We start from the raw sequence: 18,096 nt of genomic DNA, 5'->3' as shown, positions 1-18,096 counted from the left end.
GCTTAGATGAAGTTAAGCTAAAGAAAAGGTGTGTAAGGAAAGAAGATCCTTTAAGTACTGGAACTTACATAAAAAGGGAAAAACGGGTGAAAATTATTTAGTCCAGGCCAAAAAATAGGTGGATTTTCAACTATAAAGTTGTTTTTTGTACGAATCATATCCCGCTTAGACTGCTAAGGACTTCTCAGAAAAGAAGAGAAATGAATTTTAAGAAGGGAATAAAATAACGATAACTTACATTCAAAAGGAAGCTTAGTTGAGGGCCGTATCATATCAATTCAGCAGCTGGCACAGATACAACCCGTCTGTTCAAAATGGAGAAAGTGCTTAGAGCTCTCTCCACAGCTCATTTTCATCTTTTAAAGGAATTGTGAAGTTAAAGTCATCATCATTACTGACCAAAAGACTGGTGGGAGTCTGCATGACCACTTTCAAAACAGTGCCTGCCTCAAAAATAATCGGGGTGCAATTTTCCTTTTCTAAGGTCAATGGTTTAAGTAATTCAATTACCGAACTTTCCATAGTTTTATTCCAGAATAAGATTACTTTTCGAGAGTTAAATCATAGCATGATTTTTGAAAATTTAACTATTTCTGCGAAAAATGAGAACTGGGTCAATGATTTGTTCACTTCAGTAGTAGCAAAACCTTTTATCTAAACATCTATAAAACCATTATTGAGTATTTGATTTTATTCTATTTATAGAACCTTAAGAAGTTATATTCGTTTGTAATAAAACAGATAGGCCGTACTGATGTACAGGATTTAAAAATACATAAGGCAAAAACTTGATGATTCATGTGCCTGATTGCCTCTGGAGCTTTAGATAGGCTGATCAAGAATAAAAAGACTCATTAAGAGAAAAATACGTTTTGAAAATCTATAAAAATAAATTTTATAAGGGACTATGCATCGCTATGTTATTTTTTAAACTAAATTGAAAATTAATGCTTTATAACAGTAAAAGTCTAAAATAAGAATAAACTAGGCGTCATTTGGATGACCAAGAGATAGAAGGAGAACTAGGTCAGCATGTTCAAGTCATTTTTCCCGCAACCCGTCTGGTTTTTTAGCAGCCTGATTTTGTGGTTTATCCTTAATCTTGTGCTTTGGCATACTGGCGGTTCAGGATGGGGAGTCTATTTGGGTTTCCCTGAAGGCTATTCTGAGGAAAGTCTCGCTATCGGTATCAGTCGTTTCTGGTCAGCCAAGTTTCTCTGGTTCTACCTTTGGTTTTTTCTTGCCACTGCCATATTTGCTCTCTTCTGGACGTGGAAAGCACAACATCCATGGCAGCGTTGGTCAGTCTGGGGCTCGGCTTTTATCCTGTTTAATATCTGGTTTGGAGTACAGGTCAATGTCGTTTTAAATGAATGGTATAGCCCGTTTTATGACCAGATCCAGAAAATGCTAGGCAGCGGTGGCGGTGATGTTTCACTTCTCTATCAAGAAGCTTTAATCTTTATTTATATCGCCATGATTTACGTCACTTTGGCCGTATTTAATATGTTTTTCGTCAGCCATTATGTGTTCCGCTGGCGTACCGCGATGAATAACTATTACACGGCACATTGGGAACAATTGCGTCATATTGAAGGCGCATCCCAGCGTATTCAGGAAGATACCATGCGCTTTGCCAAAACCACGGAACAGCTGAGTGTTTCCCTGATTGAAGCATTGATGTTATTGATGGCGTTTCTGCCTATCCTGTACCAGCTTTCAAGTCATGTAAAGGTTCTGCCAATTGTGGGAGAAATACCGCATGCTTTAATGTGGGCTTCTATTGGATGGGCCGTATTGGGTACCGTCATTTTGATGGTGGTGGGGATGAAACTGCCAGGACTGGAGTTTAATAACCAGAAAGTCGAGGCTGCTTACCGTAAAGAACTGGTGTATGGAGAGGATCATGCTGATCGGGCTCATCCGCTGACACTGCAAGAACTGTTTAGCCGGGTACGCTGGAATTATTTCCGTCTGTATTTTCACTATGCCTATTTCAACCTGGTCCGGATCTGGTACTTACAGTTAGACAATATCTATGGATTATTTATCCTGTTTCCGAGTATTGCAGCAGGAACGATCACCCTGGGTTTGATGATGCAAATCCTGAATGTATTTGGAAAAGTACGTGAGTCTTTCCAATATCTGATTTTATCGTGGCCGACCATTATTGAGCTGATGTCGATCTATAAACGTTTAAAAGCATTTGAATCCCATCTGGATTAATTTTTTCTAAGTTACCCATTAGATTGTAAAAGCCAAATGATTTTATCTTTGGCTTTTTATATCTAAATCGACGTTAATATCTAATCGAAAAGCTTGATCTGACCGTTGGTTAGATCAGATCAAATAGGAGCAAAATATCCCAATATAGGGGTATTCAGGTCTGGTTTTCCTGATTAGAATCTTAATGACCAGCGAAGATGGAGTTTAATTTCCAGCGGTTTAACGTATAAAAATAAGAAGTGTACGTTGAGGAAATTATTCTGATGCTGATCTTGTTCAGACAATGCTATAGAGGGTAAAAAGTAATTTTTTACACATGATAATAAAGATCTGTACCGTTATCCTGAATAAGCTGCCGAAGAAAGATTGCTATCTTTCTTCGGCTTTTTATGTGGTGTTCTATTTATTTCTGATTCAATCCCGCTGTTATTTATCCTTTAACTACGCGCCAGAAGGATGCTTATCTCAATTTTTATAGGCTGAGGCTTGGCATAATGTATAGGGTTGTGAATGATGTGCCTCCTTTTTATCTTTTAAATTTGATACTTATCAATATCTTGTGTTTGTTGTTTGCTGATATTTAGGCTATGTTATACGGGAATCTGGGGTTGAGATATTTGCTGTGAAGCTAAACGTAATAATTCTAATAATAGGGGCAATAGGCTTGGCGGGATGTAATAGCGTGAGTCGGCTGAAATCAGGGGTTTTACATCCTTTTGCCAGTCCGGAAGAGCTAATCGCCAAGCGGGCTTTGAATCAACGTGATGGCAGTGCAAAAGATTATATTTATCTTTGGGGGCAAGCACAGAAAAATAACAGCACTCAGGCCATGTATCCGCGTTCGATCCTGACGCAATATTGTCATGAACAAGGCGGTAAATTTTCCCTATTGTATAGAAGTAATTTTAATGCAGTGGCAGATCCTGCCCAACGCAAACGCCTGAGTACAAACCGAGGTGTGGTACAGGGAAGCGGTGCCTATCAATGTCGTATGGATGGCCTGGCTGAAAGCTGGCTCGTCTCGATCGAGCCGGTTTCTGAACGACAGGTCGATAAAACCAGCCAGAACCGTAGTGTTCGATTGCTGACCAAGTTGATGAGTGCGACTGAGGCAAGAAACTTTTACCTTGCTGCAAATAAGAACACTGTCGCTACCCAGAAAAAGACTGCTGCATCGATAAAAACGCCTGTAACGAAGAGCACGAATGAACTTAAAGAATCAGCGCGTAAAGAGCAGGAAAGGAAAGAATTAGAGAGAAAGGAATTAGAAAGAAAAGAGCTAGATAAAAAACAGATCGCGACGACGGTAGTCCCCGTGAGAGCTTCAGTGATAGAAACACCCCAACAGCAGCAGATGAAGCTCTATGTGGCAGCACGCCGTGATATTAATAGTGGCAAGAACCTGAATAATGCCTGTAATAATGCCCAGCGTGCCTATAATTATGGCAAATTGCAGGGGACTGAGGGGACTCGGGTTTATACTGAATCCGGCATGCTGGTTGCTCGCTGTCTGAACGGAATTCCGGCCTATGCCAACCGTTTCCCGAATGCTAAAGCTCAGGCCAAGCGTGTGCTACAGAATCTGTCCAACAACTATAATCATAGTGGTGCGAAGAATATGTTGAGACAGATCAAATAAGCACTGCATTAAACGCATTTAATCCAGAATCCGTATGATAATTTTGATTCACCATAAGATGGGATAAAAAATCAGTTCAATCAGGTCGGATATAGAGGATGAGATCCGACTGCGTTTGCTGGGCAGGTCGCGCGATTCGAACATCCATCTTCGAAAAACAGGATGGATCAATAACAATACGGTCAAGCTAAAGAACACAACCAGTCTCCAAGGAAGGATGCTGTTGAAGGTGTTTGCAGTCATCATGATTATTTTTTTGTTTGAATTTGAATAATAACGCTAAGTTTACTCGATCAATATCACCATCTAATGAATAGCATGATGGGATGAAATTTTTCATCTGAATTAATTTTAAATCCAGTTCAGGTTTTACAGAGTTCTATCAGTATATTTCCTTTTTACATGATACAAAGAAACTATTTTCAGCGCCAAAATGCTGATGTCATATTAAAAGGAAGTGGTGATGGGTTTAAAAAGTTTTTCTCGTATTCGTTTATTTTTTCTAGGTGCAGCATTATTGGGAGCAGCACAGGTTACGATGGCGGGCCCAACGGTCGATCAGCTGAGTGACTGTTTGATGAAGTCCACTACAGCCACTGATAAAACTACGGTGTTGCAATGGACATTTGTGGCATTGGGCAATCATCCCGATTTAAAGGCTTTTAGCAATGTGACCGCTACTCAAAAGGAAGCATTAGACAAGAATCTGGCGACGGTGTTGCAGCGCATTTTAGTGGAGCAATGTTCAGCACAGACCAAGGCGGTGATTCAAGCTGAAGGTTTACAGGCTGTGGGCGATAGTTTTCAGGCTTTGGGTAAAACCACAGGCGAGGAAATTTTAAAGAATCCTGAAATCAATAATCAGCTCAAAGGTGTGCTGCGTTATATCGATTTGAATCGTGTGGCACAGACTTTTTTGACACCGGATTTGTTGAATAAGTTGGGATTGTAAGAGGGATGTAAGATTCTTTTTGATCTAGTAAATCCTCTCCCTAACCCTCTCCTTTGTCAAAGGAGAGGGAACCACGTGTATCAAATTAATCACATGACAAAGTCTCCCTTTTTTAAAGGGAGATTTAGAGGGATTCTATAAATCACGCATAAAGAAAGACTTTGAGAGTTGAATACGCCCTAAGTCTTCAAGTTTAGCGATGGAGGATACTTTTTTGATGATCATGTTGTTTTTGGAGTAAAGTGCTTAGAAAGATTATATTGATAAAGTCGTTTTTTGAAAAAGGGAGTTCTGAAAATACAAGAATCTATCTATTGGAGAAAATATTTTTGTAACTATCTAATTTTTTGATGTTTAATACTATTCAATCTTTTTAGAAAATAAATTTTTCATGGATAGAAAACTCTTAATTTTTGGTAATGGTTTAGGCATGGCAATTGATGCAAATCATTATTCTTTAACAAATGCATTAAATACTGTTTGGAGTGATGATACATTATGGAATAACACAGTACATCGTGATCTTATCCAAAATTGTATTTCTTCGGGTCAGTGTCCAGTGTCTGAAGAGGAATTAGATAAATTATATCTAGTGTCGACATCTTGTGATTATCTAAATGATTATCCCAACACTGTAAATGGTGATCATTGGCTTTCAAATTATGGGCAGGAATTTACAGCGGCGACTCAGGAATATATTCATACTGTAGCTTCTTATTTGTTCGATTCGTCAAATACCTTACCTATTAACTTTAAGAATGCATTAATTGATTTTATTAAAAATACAAATTCACATGTTGCTACCCTGAATTACGATAAACTTTTATATGATGAATTTATCAAGGAAGAGATTTGTAAAGGTTATTCAGGATATTTGGTTGATGGTTTTTACGATACTGGTTTCAAACCTAGTAACATGGAAAGACATTTTAGACGTAACTTTGGGTATTATATGCATTTACATGGCTGCCCATTATTTAAAGATATAAACGGGATAACCTATAAATTAAAAACTTCACAGATTTCAACCAATAATATCTTTGGTAGTAAACACATAGTATTAACACATATTCCTCATAAGCCAAGTGTAATCACAGCTTCAGATGTTTTATCAACTTATTGGAGCTATTTGATTCTATCTTTGAGTGAAGTAAAAGAAATAATTTTGTTTGGATACTCAGGTTGCGATATTCATTTAAATAAAATTTTAAAGATACACGCTAGTTCGAAAAATAAAAAAATTATTGAATGGGACGGTGATGGGCAATCAACTCAACAGCGTCAACAGTTTTGGGATAGTGAGCTAGGTGCTAATGTCACCTTGCAGAGAATGCCAGATATTACTCAATATACATCATGGTAATAAAAAAACCCGCTTTCGCGGGTTTTCTTTTAAAGAAAAATCAGATCAACCAATCAATTTCTTCATCAACTCATTCACTTGAGCAGGGTTAGCTTTACCCTTAGATGCTTTCATCACTTGACCAACCAGACCATTGAAAGCTTTTTCTTTACCAGATTTATACTCTTCAACCATCTTCTCATTGGCAGCAAGTACTTCCTTAATAATCGCTTCAATCGCGCCTGTATCAGTTTCCTGTTTCAAGCCTTTTTCAGCAATAATCTCGTCCGCAGTTTTGCCTTCATCCCACATAAAGCCGAACACTTGTTTCGCGATCTTACCGCTAATGGTGTTATCGACAATACGTGCGATCATACCGCCAAGTTTCTCCGCAGAAACAGGAGAATCAGACAAATCTAAGCCAGCTTTGTTTAAAGCACCTGAGAATTCGCCCATCACCCAGTTTGCAGCAATCTTGCCTTGTGCAGCGCCGCCAGCAGCTTTCACGACTTCTTCATAAAACTCTGACATTTCACGAGTAAGCGTTAGAACGTGAGCATCGTACTCAGTCACGCCAAAGTCCGCCACAAAACGCGCACGACGTGCCGCAGGCAGCTCAGGCATGGTGGCTTTGATTGCTTCGATTTGTTCATCCGCAATCACCACAGGCAACAAGTCAGGGTCAGGGAAATAACGGTAATCGTTGGCTTCTTCTTTTGAACGCATTGAACGCGTTTCCATCTTCACAGGATCGAATAAACGCGTTTCCTGATCAATGGTGCCGTCCCATTCCAGAATTTCCATTTGACGTTCAATTTCAACATTGATCGCTTGTTCAATAAAACGGAATGAGTTCAGGTTTTTCAATTCGCAACGCGTACCGAAGGGTTGACCCGGACGACGTAAAGACACGTTACAGTCACAACGGAACGAACCTTCTGCCATGTTGCCGTCAGAAATGCCTAACCAGCGCACCAGCGTATGAATCGCTTTAATATAAGCAACCGCTTCTTCAACCGAACGCATATCTGGTTCAGAAACAATTTCAAGCAGCGGCGTACCGGCACGGTTCAAGTCAATGCCTGACATACCTTCGAACTGGTCATGAATCGATTTACCTGCATCTTCCTCAAGGTGCGCACGGGTTACGCCAATCCGTTTAACCGTGCCATCTTCAAGCTGGATGTCGATATGACCCAAGCCCACAATCGGATTGTCCATCTGGCTAATCTGGTAGCCTTTTGGCGAATCCGGGTAGAAATAGTTTTTACGCGCAAATACGGAGGCCTGATCAATATAGGCATCGATACCCAAACCAAAGCGAATCGCAAGATCCACCACTTCTTTATTCAATACCGGCAATACGCCCGGCATGGCCAAATCTACAAGGCTGGCTTGGGTGTTTGGATCATTACCGAATACAGTCGATGAACCCGAGAAAATTTTGGTATTGGTGGCAAGCTGGGTGTGAATCTCGATACCAATAACGACTTCCCAACCCTCAATCAGGTTAGATTTTGGTTTAGCCGATTTTTGAGCTTGAGCCATTATGCATTCTCCTCAGCAATTGCCGCGCGTTGTGTATGCCAATCGGTTGCTTGCTGGTACTGATGCACCACAGACAACAATTGCGATTCTGACCAGTAATTCCCAATCAACTGTAAGCCAACTGGCAAGTTGTTCTGGTCAAAACCAACAGGCGCGTTAATCGCAGGAAGACCTGCCAGGTTCACTGCAAGTGTATAAATATCGCCCAGGTACATTTCAACCGGAGTCAAATCCGCACCAATTTTATAGGCAGTCGTTGGCGCAGATGGCGCAGCAATCACATCGACAGATTCAAAGGCTTTAAGGAAATCTTGCTGGATCAGGCGACGTACTTTTTGTGCTTTCACATAATATGCATCGTAGTAACCCGCGGATAACGCATATGTGCCAATCAGGATACGACGTTGCACTTCTGCACCAAAACCTTCTGAACGTGAACGTTTGTACAAGTCCATCAAGTCCACTGGATTTTCACAGCGGTAGCCATAACGCACACCGTCAAAGCGTTGTAAGTTAGAGGATGCTTCAGCAGGTGCGATCAGGTAGTAAGTCGGAACGTAGCTTTCGGTCATGTTGAGGTCGATCTCAACCAGTGTAGCGCCCATGTCTTCTAACTTTTTCAATGATTCTTCGACACGTGCTTTAACATCTTCAGCTAGGCCGGAAACATTAAAGTACTGTTTTGGAATACCAATGCGTAAACCTTTGACGGATGTATCATTCAGGTTCGCCACATAGTTATCAACCACTTGATTCATTGACGTTGAATCTTTGGCATCATGACCGGCCATCACGTTCATCAGGTAGGCACAGTCTTCCGCCGAGCGTGCCATCGGGCCGCCTTGGTCGAGGGATGATGCATAGGCAATCATACCGAAGCGCGACACACGGCCATAGGTCGGTTTAAGTCCAGTCAGGCCACAGAATGACGCAGGTTGACGAATAGAGCCACCGGTGTCAGTACCGGTAGCGAAGGGTGCCAGATCCGCTGCAACAGCTGCTGCTGAACCACCTGAAGAACCGCCAGGAACATGGTTTAAATTCCAAGGGTTAGCCGTTGCGCCGTAATATGAGTTTTCAGAGGTCGAACCCATGGCGAATTCGTCCATGTTCAATTTACCCAAGGTCACCAGGCCCGAAGCTTTGCCTTTCGCAACAACGGTGGCGTCATAAGGAGAGATAAAATTGTCCAGTATTTTAGAACCGGCAGTGGTCTTGATGCCTTGAGTACAGAAAATGTCTTTATGCGCGATTGGTACGCCTGTTAACACATTTGCACCACCTGCCTTACGCAGTGTGTCAGCCGCATCAGCTTCTGCCAATGCCAATTCAGGCGTAACGGTTACATATGATTTTACTTGAGCATCAATTTTTGCAATACGCTTTAAGTAATGTTCAGTCAATTCGCGAGATGAAAACTGGGCATTTGCCAGACCTTCACTGAGTTCACGAATGGATAAGCGATGTAAATCTGTCATGAGAAATAATTCTTTACGTTTAATTTAATAAAAAGAATGAACTGGGTAGTAATTACTCAATCACGCGCGGTACGAGGTATAAACCATCCTGAACAGCAGGTGCAACTGCTTGGTATTGCTCGCGATGATTGCTTTCTGAGACCACATCTTCACGTAGTGGCTGAGGATGGTCGAAAGGGCTCTTCAGCGGTTCAATTCCGTCGGTATTGATGCCTTTCAATGTGTCCATCATGCCTAAAATCTTATTTAAACTTTGAGCATATTCAGCAGATTGCGTATCATTGAGAGATAACCTTGCAAGGTGGGCAATGGCTGAAACTGTTTCTGCACTTAAATCTGCAGAATGCTGTGCATCCGATGTAGACATAATATTACCTAATCAGTATTAAAAAAATTCAAATTATCATGCGTTATGATAAGCGATTGACTTGTCCAAATCATCACATTTAGTTAAAGTTGCCACCTTGCGTCCATATAAAGTTTAATTGAGAACGTCCCCGTGATTCTAAAACGACTAATAGGCTTGTTTTCGCCAGATCTTGCCATTGATTTAGGTACTGCAAATACACTTATTTATGCGCCAGGACGAGGCATTATATTAAATGAACCCACGGTTGTAGCCATCCGTCATAGTGGTTCACATAAAATTGTTGCCGCTGTAGGTCTTGAAGCGAAACAAATGCTAGGTCGTACCCCAGCCAATATCTCAGCAATCCGCCCCATGAAAGATGGGGTGATTGCGGATTTTGAAGTCACTGAAACCATGCTGAATCAGTTCATTCGCAAAGTACATGAAAACCGTCTGTTTACTCCGGCACCGCGTGTGGTGGTGTGTGTACCATGTAAATCGACGCTGGTTGAACGTCGTGCTATTCGTGAAGCGGTATTTAATGCTGGTGCACGTGATGTCCGTTTAATCGAAGAACCGATGGCAGCGGCCATTGGTGCAGGTATGCCAGTTGAGCAGGCCTGTGGTTCAATGGTGGTAGACGTGGGCGGCGGTACCACTGAAATTGCGATCATTTCCCTACAGGGTTGTGTCTATGCAGATTCTTTACGGATTGGCGGTGATGTCTTTGATGAGCAGATCATTAACTATGTGCGTAAGGCGCATGGCTGTGTGATCGGTGAAACCACGGCAGAAGTGATCAAAAAAGAAGTGGGCATGGCCTTGCCAGATGAAGGTGCTAAACCGCTTGAAATTGAAGTTCGTGGCCGTAATCTTGCAGAAGGTGTACCACGTGCGATTGTGGTTAACTCAGACGAAGTGACTCAAGCCATTTCAGATCCTTTGCAAAACATTGTCTCTGCGGTGAAATCAGCACTAGAACACACACCTCCTGAGCTTTCTTCGGACATTGCTGAACGCGGTATCGTGTTAACCGGTGGTGGTGCATTGCTGCGTAACCTGGACAAGCTGCTGGCCAAAGAAACCGGCCTGCCGGTTGTGGTGGCAGAAGATCCACTCTCATGTGTAACCCGTGGTGGTGGCAAGGTACTCGAATTTTTCGACAATCCAAATCATGACATGTTATTCGTAGGCTAAGAAAAGGATTCGGCGGGTGCAAGCACATCTGTTTTCTCGACAACCGCCATCTTTTCGCTCTTTTATCATTGCATTGGTAACATGCTTGGTGGTGCTTTTCTTTGATTGGCGCATGCCACATGTTGTACAACCTGCAAGGGATGTCCTGTACGCGGCCTATAATCCTATTTATGCTGTGGCCAGTTATCCGGTATTGTCGCGAGAGTGGTTGAATCAACAAACCAAGTCTGAAGTTCAGTTGCGTCGGGAAAATACCGCGATGCAGGCTGAGTTGTTGCAGGCGCAAGTTCGCTTACAAAAAATCTCTGAACTTTCTGCTGAAAATACCCGTTTGCGCGGTCTGCTCGATACACCACTGATCATTGACGGGCGTATTGAAATTGCGGAAGTGATTGGCACCGATGCCGATCCTTTAAGACATATCATTGTGATCAACCGGGGTTCAAATAACGAGCTGAAAGTCGGGCAAACCGTACTGGATGACAAGGGGATTATGGGACAGATTATTAATGTCTATCCGCATAGTAGCCGGGTCATGCTGTTGTCTGATAAAGAACATTCATTGTCAGTGCGTCTGGAACATACCGGAATGCGTGCCATTGTCTCGGGGACGGGTGATCTGGGACGTTTGAAAATGGAATATGTACCGACCAGTGCCAATATCAAGGTCGGGGAAAAAGTCTATAGTTCAGGCTTGGGCCAACATTTTCCGGCAGGTTATCTGGTGGGGCAGGTGTCCAAAGTACAACGACATAATTCAGGTGAATTTGCCCAGATTGATGTAACGCCAGCCGCGCAGTTGGCCGGTGGTCATCATGTGGTGGTGTTATTTTCCGATTCATTGGCGATGGAGCAACCGCATGTCAATCGCTAAGATGAAATCCAGAAAGCATCGTGATCCCTTATTTGCCATCGTCATTTCGGTGATCGTGGCTTCGATTTTGATGGTCTATCCACTTTCTTATACCCTCTCGGGCTGGCGCCCGCTGTTTATGCTGATGGTGATGCTATTCTGGGTGTTGTGTCAGCCGACCTGGTGCGGGATATGGTTTGCCTTTGGTACCGGTATTTTTATTGATTTGCTGCTGGACGCACCTTTAGGTCTGAATGCCCTCAGCTTTATTATTATTGCCTTTTTAGCCCGATTCCTGACTCGTGAACGCCGTATCCTGACCTTTAATAATCTCTGGGTGATTACGGGGCTGGCAATTGTTGCGCATTTGCTGATGATCTTTTTTGCCCAGATTGTGGCAGGCGTGCAATTTTCTTTTGCCCGGCACTGGATTCCAATGCTGACCAGTATTCTGGTTTGGCCTGTCCTCTATTATATGTTGAAAAAATGGCGCATATAATTCTCGCTTCCAGCTCACCTCGGCGTTGTGAGTTATTACAGCAGCTCGGACTGAGCTTTGATATCTACAGTCCGGATATCGATGAATCTGTGCGTGAAGGTGAATCCGTCGCGGCTTATGTTGAACGTCTGGCACGAGCCAAGGCTGATGCAGTGGCCGAGCGTTATCCAGATGCAATCATCATTGCTGCGGATACCAGTCTGGGGGTCGATAGTGAGATTTTGGGTAAACCAGAATCCAAGCAACATGCCATTGAAATGTGGACAAAAATCTCCGGTCGGTGGCATGATGTCTATAGCGGTGTCTGTGTTCGTACAAAAGATGAAAAATACAGTATAGTGGTACGTACGCAGGTCGAATTTCAAATCCTGAGTGCCGCAGACATGGAAAGTTACTGGGCCACAGGTGAGCCGCTGGGTAAAGCCGGGGCTTATGCGATTCAAGGAATTGCAGCACGTTATATTCCAAAAATACAAGGCAGCTATTCCAATGTGGTCGGCTTGCCGCTCTATGAAACCGTACAGTTATTACAGACAGTTAAGGCACTAAATTAACTGCTGATAAAAAGAATTTTTATAATGTTTTGAGTGTAATTATGTCTGACGAGTTATTGATTAACGTCACGCCGATGGAATGTCGGGTCGCGTTGATTGAAAACGGCACGGTCAATGAACTGTTTGTCGAGCGTACGGCCAAGCGTGGCTTGGTCGGTAATGTCTATAAAGGCAAAGTGGTACGGGTCTTGCCGGGTATGCAGGCTGCGTTTGTGGATATTGGTCTGTCCAGAACGGCATTTTTGCATATCAATGATATGGTCTGGCCGCGCCAGCAGCCCACCCCAAATGTCTTTGAACTGCTTCAGCCCGGTCAAATCCTCACGGTTCAGGTGATGAAAGATATGCTGGGTACCAAAGGTGCCCGTCTTTCCACGGATTTGTCTATTCCTTCGCGTTATCTGGTGCTGATGCCTTATGGCAATCATATTGGGGTGTCGCAGCGAATTGAATCTGAGGAAGAGCGCAATCGTTTGCGTTCGATTATTGAGCGGATTCAGGCCGAGCATAAGCTGCCAGGCTCAGTGATTGTACGTACCGCTGCTGAAGGTATTGAAGAAGCAGCCATTGCCCAAGATATGGCTTATCTGGCCAAGCTTTGGGAATATATCCAGCGTAAGCAGAAGATTATTGCAGTTCCCTCGCTGATCTTTGAAGAATTGCCTTTACCACAACGGATCATTCGTGATCTGGCCAATGAAGAAACTGCAAAAATCTACGTCGATTCACGTGAAATTCATGCCAAGCTGCAAGAGTTTGTCGAAGAATTCGTGCCGAATATGCGAGACCGCTTACTGCACTACCCGGGCGAGCGTCCAATTTTTGACTTATATAATGTTGAAGAAGATCTGCAAAAGGCGCTGCAAACTCGTGTTGCGTTGAAGTCGGGCGGTTATCTGATGATTGATCAGACCGAAGCGATGGCCACCATTGACGTCAATACCGGCTCTTATGTGGGTGGTCGCTCACTGGAAGACACTGTTTTTAAAACCAATATGGAAGCGACTCAGGTCATTGCACGTCAGTTGCGTCTGCGTAATCTGGGTGGAATTATCATCATTGATTTCATTGATATGCAGGAAGCGCAGCATCGTGAAGAAGTGATGAAACAGTTTGAGCGCATGTTGGAACGTGACCATGCTAAAACCAAGATTACTCAGGTATCTGAACTGGGTCTGGTGGAAATGACCCGAAAACGCACCCGTGAGTCACTGGAACATTTACTCTGTGAATCCTGTCCGACTTGTCAGGGACGTGGTTATGTCAAAACAGCCGAGTCAGTATGTTACGAAATATTCAGAGAAATTCTGCGTTATGCACGTGCTTATGAGTCGCAGAGTGGCTTTACTGTTGTCGCGCATCCCGCTGTAATTGATCGTTTACTAACAGTAGAGGCCCCAGCAGTCGCTGATCTAGAGCATTTCATTAATCGCGTGATTAAGTTCCAAGTAGAAAATCTGTATACGCAAGAGCAATACGATATCATTCTCAGCTGAAATTGTAACAGAATATCGTTAAACACTTGTTACATCTGAAATTTTACATTGGTGCTGTTATTTACAATACTAGATGCATGAATTAGCCAAAGCCGTTTCTCCCAGTTTCAGGCTTAGCAAAAGGAGTGTGTTATGAATATGAGTAAAGCAGTAATTAATAAAGGCCTAAAACACGTATTAGAACCAAAGACTGTACATGCAGGATATATCGTCGATGAGCGCGGTAATGAAGTCCAGATTACCGCCAGCATGATTCGTAATGCCTGCCATCAATTATTACAACAGTGTCGTACCATCAAAAGCTAATGCTACCGATACAGAATCTTGTGCAGATTGAAATAAATTCTAGGCAATCAAAAATGGATGCATCATCCCAAAAATATAAAATAAATTTAAAACGATGTTAAAAAATAAAACCAAGGGGCTCTATGAGCCCCTTAATTATGTGCGCTAGGACTGGCAAAAATGATCAACACTTTTTTCAGTTTATATATTCTATTTATTGATCCGCGGCTAGCTCACCGCCTGTAACTTTGGGACAGGTTCACCATCTACAATTCGTTCAAAACGCTGGATTTCTTCTTCAAGATGCGTCAGCAGGTTCTGCATTTTCGGCAGGGCATTACGGCATGCGGTTAAGCCGACTTCCAGTTTGTCCAGATAGCTGGTCATGGTAATGTTCAAAGCCTGCCCATCTAGTACAATTGAGGCTGGATAAAGCGCTTCGAGACGTGCACCATTCCAATATAGCGGTTCCTGAGGGCCGGGTACATTGGAAATAATCACATTAAATGCCTGGCGCGTTGGCATTAAACCGGATGCAATGTTCAGACCGGCTGCACCATAGACAAAGGCACTATAATTTAAAATCTGATTGGCATTCATGCGTTTAAAACGTTCCTTGGCACTCAGTACACTGCCACGTACAATTTTGAGACGTTCCAGAGGATCTTCTTTATGGGTGCCCAGATTGGCCAGAATCATGGTAATGCGATTGGAAACATCCGAATCATCACTTCGAACCGAGGCCGGAACCATAGCAATTAATGGTTTTTTCGGTAAAGCGTTTTGTGATAGTAAATATTCACGTAGTGCACCTGAACAGATGGCCAGTACCATGTCATTAATCGTGACGCCCAATGCTTTAGAAATATGCCGTAAACGTGAAAATTCAAAGGATTGTGCCGCAAAACGACGCGAAGCACTGACACGTTGGTTCAGAATACAACTTGGTGCCTGAAAACTGGACACATAATCCGGATTGCGCCCCATATCCTTCATAACGGTCTGAGACAGCTCATAAGCGACGCGTGGTGCGCATTCCAGTTGGCCTTTAATGGTTTGCAGGACATTTTTAAAAGCATTGACCTTAGGTGCTTTAAGGCGTTTGGCGCGTGGCCCTTCAACACACCACGGTGGCACAATACTTTTGGCATTCGGATCATGCGACAGCGATTTTTCGACCAGACGCATGCCGGCGATTCCGTCCACCATCGCATGATGGATCTTGAAATACATGGCAAAACGATTACCTTCAATTCCTTCAATAATATGACAGGTCCATAAAGGCTTGGCACGATCAATCAGCGCACTATGTTCTTGTGAAATATAAGTGAGCAATTCACGGATACGACCCGGTTTCGGCAGGGCAATATGACGAAAATGATGATCTAAATCAAATTCTTGGTCTTCATCCCAAAACAGGCCATTTAAATAATTATTAAAAGGTGGAATCGGCGATGATTTGGAGTTTTGAATATCAGTGACGAGATCCTGAATAAAGGACGCTGGTGCATTTTCGGGAATTTGGAATAAAAATAGCCCACCTACATGCATAGGCTGCTGCCGTTTCTCTAAAGTTAAGAAAATAAAATCAATTGGATGTAATGGACGCATAGCGTGGATTGCCTCACTGCATTCTCTATGGCTCTTTTACTAAAAAGCCTTGTTAGAATTATTACTTTAGTTTTTAAAGTATATCTTTTTTAGCATATAAATGAACTGCTTTATCTTGCCTCAACTGTGAAAAAGTGGCTATTGACAAGAACAGAATATCTTCCTAAGTTTATGAAATGTGAAAATTTTAGTTTTAAAATAGTTTACTAAAAATAGTATTTGCTAAGTGAAGTGGAGTGTAACTTAATAATTATCTGTTATTAGAAGAATAGCATTGTGTTCAATTTCACATTTTATGCAAATAAATCAATTGTATAAAATTTTATAAATTCTTTAATTAAAATAATATTATCCCGATAAAAGGTAATTTATATCTTGTCACTAAATTTAAAATTATCAATTAAAAAGACTATCTTTATTAAAAAATAGTCTTTCAATCAATAGGAACGATAAAACTTAACTTTATCTTTTTAGATTGCCAGCATGTAAGCCACATTCTTTATGGGTAGCTTCTTCCCACCACCAGCGGCCTTCGCGTTCATGCTGATTTGGCAGCACAGGGCGGGTGCAGGGTTCACAGCCAATTGAAACAAAACCTTTTTCATGCAAGGCATTATAAGGGACTTCCATCATACGGATATAACTCCAGACATCCGCACTGGACCAGTTGGCAAGAGGATTGTACTTGATCAACTGTTTTCCCGGACCGGAAAAACCTGGATCTGCCTGAACCACAGGAATTTCATTGCGTGTACCCGGACTTTGGTCTTTGCGCTGACCGGTAATCCAGCCGTCCAGCGTCGCCAGTTTTTTACGTAGCGGTTGAACCTTGCGTATACCGCAACATTCCTGATGGCCATCTTCAAAGAAACTGAATAAACCTTTGGTGGTCACTAAATTTTGTACTGCATCAGTTTCAGGGAAGCAGATTTCAATCTCGATGTTGTAATGCTTACGCACCCGTTCAATAAACTGATAGGTCTCTGCATGTAAACGTCCAGTATCCAGACTGAATACCCGGAACGGTTTACCCAGATGAGAGGCCATATCAATCAATACAACATCTTCGGCCCCAGAAAATGAAATCGCAATTTCACCTTGCTGGCTCAGTGCAAGTGCCAAGATTTCATTAGGCGATTTATCTGCATATTCAGATGCAAGTGCATCAATACGATCAATAGTAGGAATGATGGTCATGAGAGTCCTGGCGATATAGGCTTGGAAAGGACATGGCCTATATTAATTAATTTCACATCTATTTTAATAGAATTGATTTAGTTGACTTATCACTAAAAAATAAATACTTATGAAAAAAATAGATTTAAAAAAGTACAGTGCAAAATCTATTTCTTCAGCTATGATAGTGCAAAATTTTTTCAATACAACTCAGAGGGAATGTTCATGGAAGTCGTATGTCTAGATTTAGAAGGCGTGTTGGTTCCAGAAATCTGGATTAACTTTGCCAAAAAAACCGGTATTAAAGAGCTTGAAGCGACGACTCGTGACATTCCTGACTATGATGTACTGATGACCCAACGTCTGAATATTTTAAAACAGCACGGTTTAGGCTTGAACGATATTCAGGAAGTGATTGCAGAAATGGGGCCGTTCCCAGGAGCAAAAGAATTTGTGAAATGGGTAAGCACGCATTTTCAATTAATTATTCTTTCAGATACTTTCTATGAATTTGCGCATCCACTAATGAAGCAACTGGATTGGCCGACGATTTTCTGTCATAAACTGGAAACAGATGAAGCAGGCATGATCTCTGCTTATAAACTCCGTCAGCCAGATCAAAAACGTCAGGCTGTTAAAGCACTGCATGGTTTGAATTTTCGTGTGATTGCGGCAGGGGATTCTTATAACGATACGACGATGCTGGGTGAAGCAGATCATGGTTTCCTGTTTGATGCCCCTGAGAACGTGATTGCTGAATTCCCGCAATTCCCGCCAATTCGTGGTTATGATGCGTTAAAAGAAGCGATTCGTAATGTTTCAGTACGTGACATTCCAGCTTAAATAATTTAAGTAAATAAAAAAGGCGCTATAAGCGCCTTTTTTATTTAA

Annotated in this window: 17 protein-coding genes; 11 read left to right on the top strand and 6 right to left on the bottom strand. The window is 42.2% G+C overall.

Features of this window, described 5'->3' with window-relative positions; translation table 11 throughout:
- Positions 1 to 327: 327 nt before the first annotated feature.
- Positions 328 to 522 (bottom strand): hypothetical protein, encoded by a 195-nt coding sequence (locus tag CWI32_RS01195; protein ID WP_005096148.1) that lies wholly within the window; start codon positions 520 to 522, stop codon positions 328 to 330.
- Positions 523 to 1,032: 510 nt separating this feature from the next.
- Between CWI32_RS01195 and sbmA the strand changes: the two genes are divergently transcribed.
- The 4 genes from sbmA (at position 1,033) to CWI32_RS01175 (ending at position 6,180) form a co-directional block, all read left to right on the top strand.
- Positions 1,033 to 2,226: a peptide antibiotic transporter SbmA gene (gene sbmA, locus CWI32_RS01190; protein ID WP_100357581.1), complete on the top strand. Its 1,194-nt coding sequence runs from the start codon at positions 1,033 to 1,035 to the stop codon at positions 2,224 to 2,226.
- Positions 2,227 to 2,908: 682 nt separating this feature from the next.
- On the top strand, positions 2,909 to 3,865 hold the full coding sequence (locus CWI32_RS01185; RefSeq protein WP_171304320.1) for a hypothetical protein: 957 nt from the start codon (positions 2,909 to 2,911) through the stop codon (positions 3,863 to 3,865).
- Between the two features lie 463 nt (positions 3,866 to 4,328).
- Positions 4,329 to 4,817 carry a hypothetical protein gene (locus tag CWI32_RS01180; RefSeq protein ID WP_100534446.1) on the top strand — a complete coding sequence of 163 codons (489 nt, stop codon included), beginning with the start codon at positions 4,329 to 4,331 and terminating at the stop codon, positions 4,815 to 4,817.
- A 430-nt stretch (positions 4,818 to 5,247) separates the two neighbouring features.
- Positions 5,248 to 6,180, top strand: a complete 933-nt coding sequence (locus CWI32_RS01175; protein WP_252146084.1) for a hypothetical protein — start codon at positions 5,248 to 5,250, stop codon at positions 6,178 to 6,180.
- A gap of 45 nt (positions 6,181 to 6,225) precedes the next feature.
- Here the strand turns inward: CWI32_RS01175 and gatB are convergent, their stop codons facing one another.
- The 3 genes from gatB to gatC are packed head-to-tail and all read right to left on the bottom strand — an operon-like array spanning position 6,226 to position 9,552.
- Positions 6,226 to 7,707 (bottom strand): Asp-tRNA(Asn)/Glu-tRNA(Gln) amidotransferase subunit GatB, encoded by a 1,482-nt coding sequence (gatB, locus tag CWI32_RS01170; RefSeq protein WP_100534444.1) that lies wholly within the window; start codon positions 7,705 to 7,707, stop codon positions 6,226 to 6,228.
- Positions 7,707 to 9,185, bottom strand: a complete 1,479-nt coding sequence (gene gatA, locus CWI32_RS01165) for an Asp-tRNA(Asn)/Glu-tRNA(Gln) amidotransferase subunit GatA (protein ID WP_100534443.1) — start codon at positions 9,183 to 9,185, stop codon at positions 7,707 to 7,709. Before gatA ends, gatB begins: the two co-directional genes overlap by 1 nt.
- Before the next feature lie 52 nt (positions 9,186 to 9,237).
- Complete coding sequence (gene gatC / locus CWI32_RS01160) at positions 9,238 to 9,552, bottom strand: Asp-tRNA(Asn)/Glu-tRNA(Gln) amidotransferase subunit GatC (RefSeq protein ID WP_005096170.1); 315 nt, start codon at positions 9,550 to 9,552, stop codon at positions 9,238 to 9,240.
- A 132-nt stretch (positions 9,553 to 9,684) separates the two neighbouring features.
- Between gatC and CWI32_RS01155 the strand changes: the two genes are divergently transcribed.
- The 6 genes from CWI32_RS01155 to CWI32_RS15120 all read left to right on the top strand — a co-directional run bounded on the left by CWI32_RS01155 (position 9,685) and on the right by CWI32_RS15120 (position 14,439).
- Positions 9,685 to 10,731 carry a rod shape-determining protein gene (locus tag CWI32_RS01155; RefSeq protein ID WP_004279360.1) on the top strand — a complete coding sequence of 349 codons (1,047 nt, stop codon included), beginning with the start codon at positions 9,685 to 9,687 and terminating at the stop codon, positions 10,729 to 10,731.
- A gap of 16 nt (positions 10,732 to 10,747) precedes the next feature.
- Positions 10,748 to 11,605 (top strand): rod shape-determining protein MreC, encoded by an 858-nt coding sequence (mreC, locus tag CWI32_RS01150; RefSeq protein WP_005096172.1) that lies wholly within the window; start codon positions 10,748 to 10,750, stop codon positions 11,603 to 11,605.
- Positions 11,592 to 12,083: a rod shape-determining protein MreD gene (gene mreD / locus CWI32_RS01145; RefSeq protein WP_005096176.1), complete on the top strand. Its 492-nt coding sequence runs from the start codon at positions 11,592 to 11,594 to the stop codon at positions 12,081 to 12,083. Before mreC ends, mreD begins: the two co-directional genes overlap by 14 nt.
- On the top strand, positions 12,071 to 12,637 hold the full coding sequence (locus tag CWI32_RS01140) for a Maf-like protein (protein WP_005096178.1): 567 nt from the start codon (positions 12,071 to 12,073) through the stop codon (positions 12,635 to 12,637). The genes mreD and CWI32_RS01140 overlap by 13 nt, the downstream gene beginning before the upstream one ends.
- Before the next feature lie 41 nt (positions 12,638 to 12,678).
- The gene (rng, locus tag CWI32_RS01135) at positions 12,679 to 14,133 is read left to right on the top strand and encodes a ribonuclease G (RefSeq protein ID WP_005096179.1); all 1,455 of its coding nucleotides are present in this window, start codon (positions 12,679 to 12,681) and stop codon (positions 14,131 to 14,133) included.
- A 132-nt stretch (positions 14,134 to 14,265) separates the two neighbouring features.
- A complete protein-coding gene (locus CWI32_RS15120; RefSeq protein WP_005096185.1) occupies positions 14,266 to 14,439 on the top strand; it encodes a PA1571 family protein in 174 nt (57 codons plus the stop codon).
- A 207-nt stretch (positions 14,440 to 14,646) separates the two neighbouring features.
- Here CWI32_RS15120 and CWI32_RS01130 read toward each other — a convergent pair whose 3' ends face one another.
- Positions 14,647 to 16,029, bottom strand: coding sequence for a WS/DGAT/MGAT family O-acyltransferase (locus tag CWI32_RS01130; RefSeq protein WP_005096186.1), 1,383 nt, complete (start codon positions 16,027 to 16,029; stop codon positions 14,647 to 14,649).
- A 462-nt stretch (positions 16,030 to 16,491) separates the two neighbouring features.
- Positions 16,492 to 17,226 (bottom strand): phosphoadenylyl-sulfate reductase, encoded by a 735-nt coding sequence (locus CWI32_RS01125; protein WP_074383122.1) that lies wholly within the window; start codon positions 17,224 to 17,226, stop codon positions 16,492 to 16,494.
- A gap of 204 nt (positions 17,227 to 17,430) precedes the next feature.
- Here CWI32_RS01125 and thrH point away from each other — a divergent pair, with 204 nt between their 5' ends.
- Positions 17,431 to 18,048, top strand: a complete 618-nt coding sequence (gene thrH / locus CWI32_RS01120; RefSeq protein WP_100534442.1) for a bifunctional phosphoserine phosphatase/homoserine phosphotransferase ThrH — start codon at positions 17,431 to 17,433, stop codon at positions 18,046 to 18,048.
- The last annotated feature ends 48 nt before the right edge of the window (positions 18,049 to 18,096 follow it).

Origin of the sequence: Acinetobacter pseudolwoffii, from assembly GCF_002803605.1 — a bacterium.
Lineage (GTDB): Bacteria > Pseudomonadota > Gammaproteobacteria > Pseudomonadales > Moraxellaceae > Acinetobacter > Acinetobacter pseudolwoffii.
Note: the sequence above shows the minus strand (reverse complement) of the source record. Positions and strands in the feature narration are given on the sequence as shown.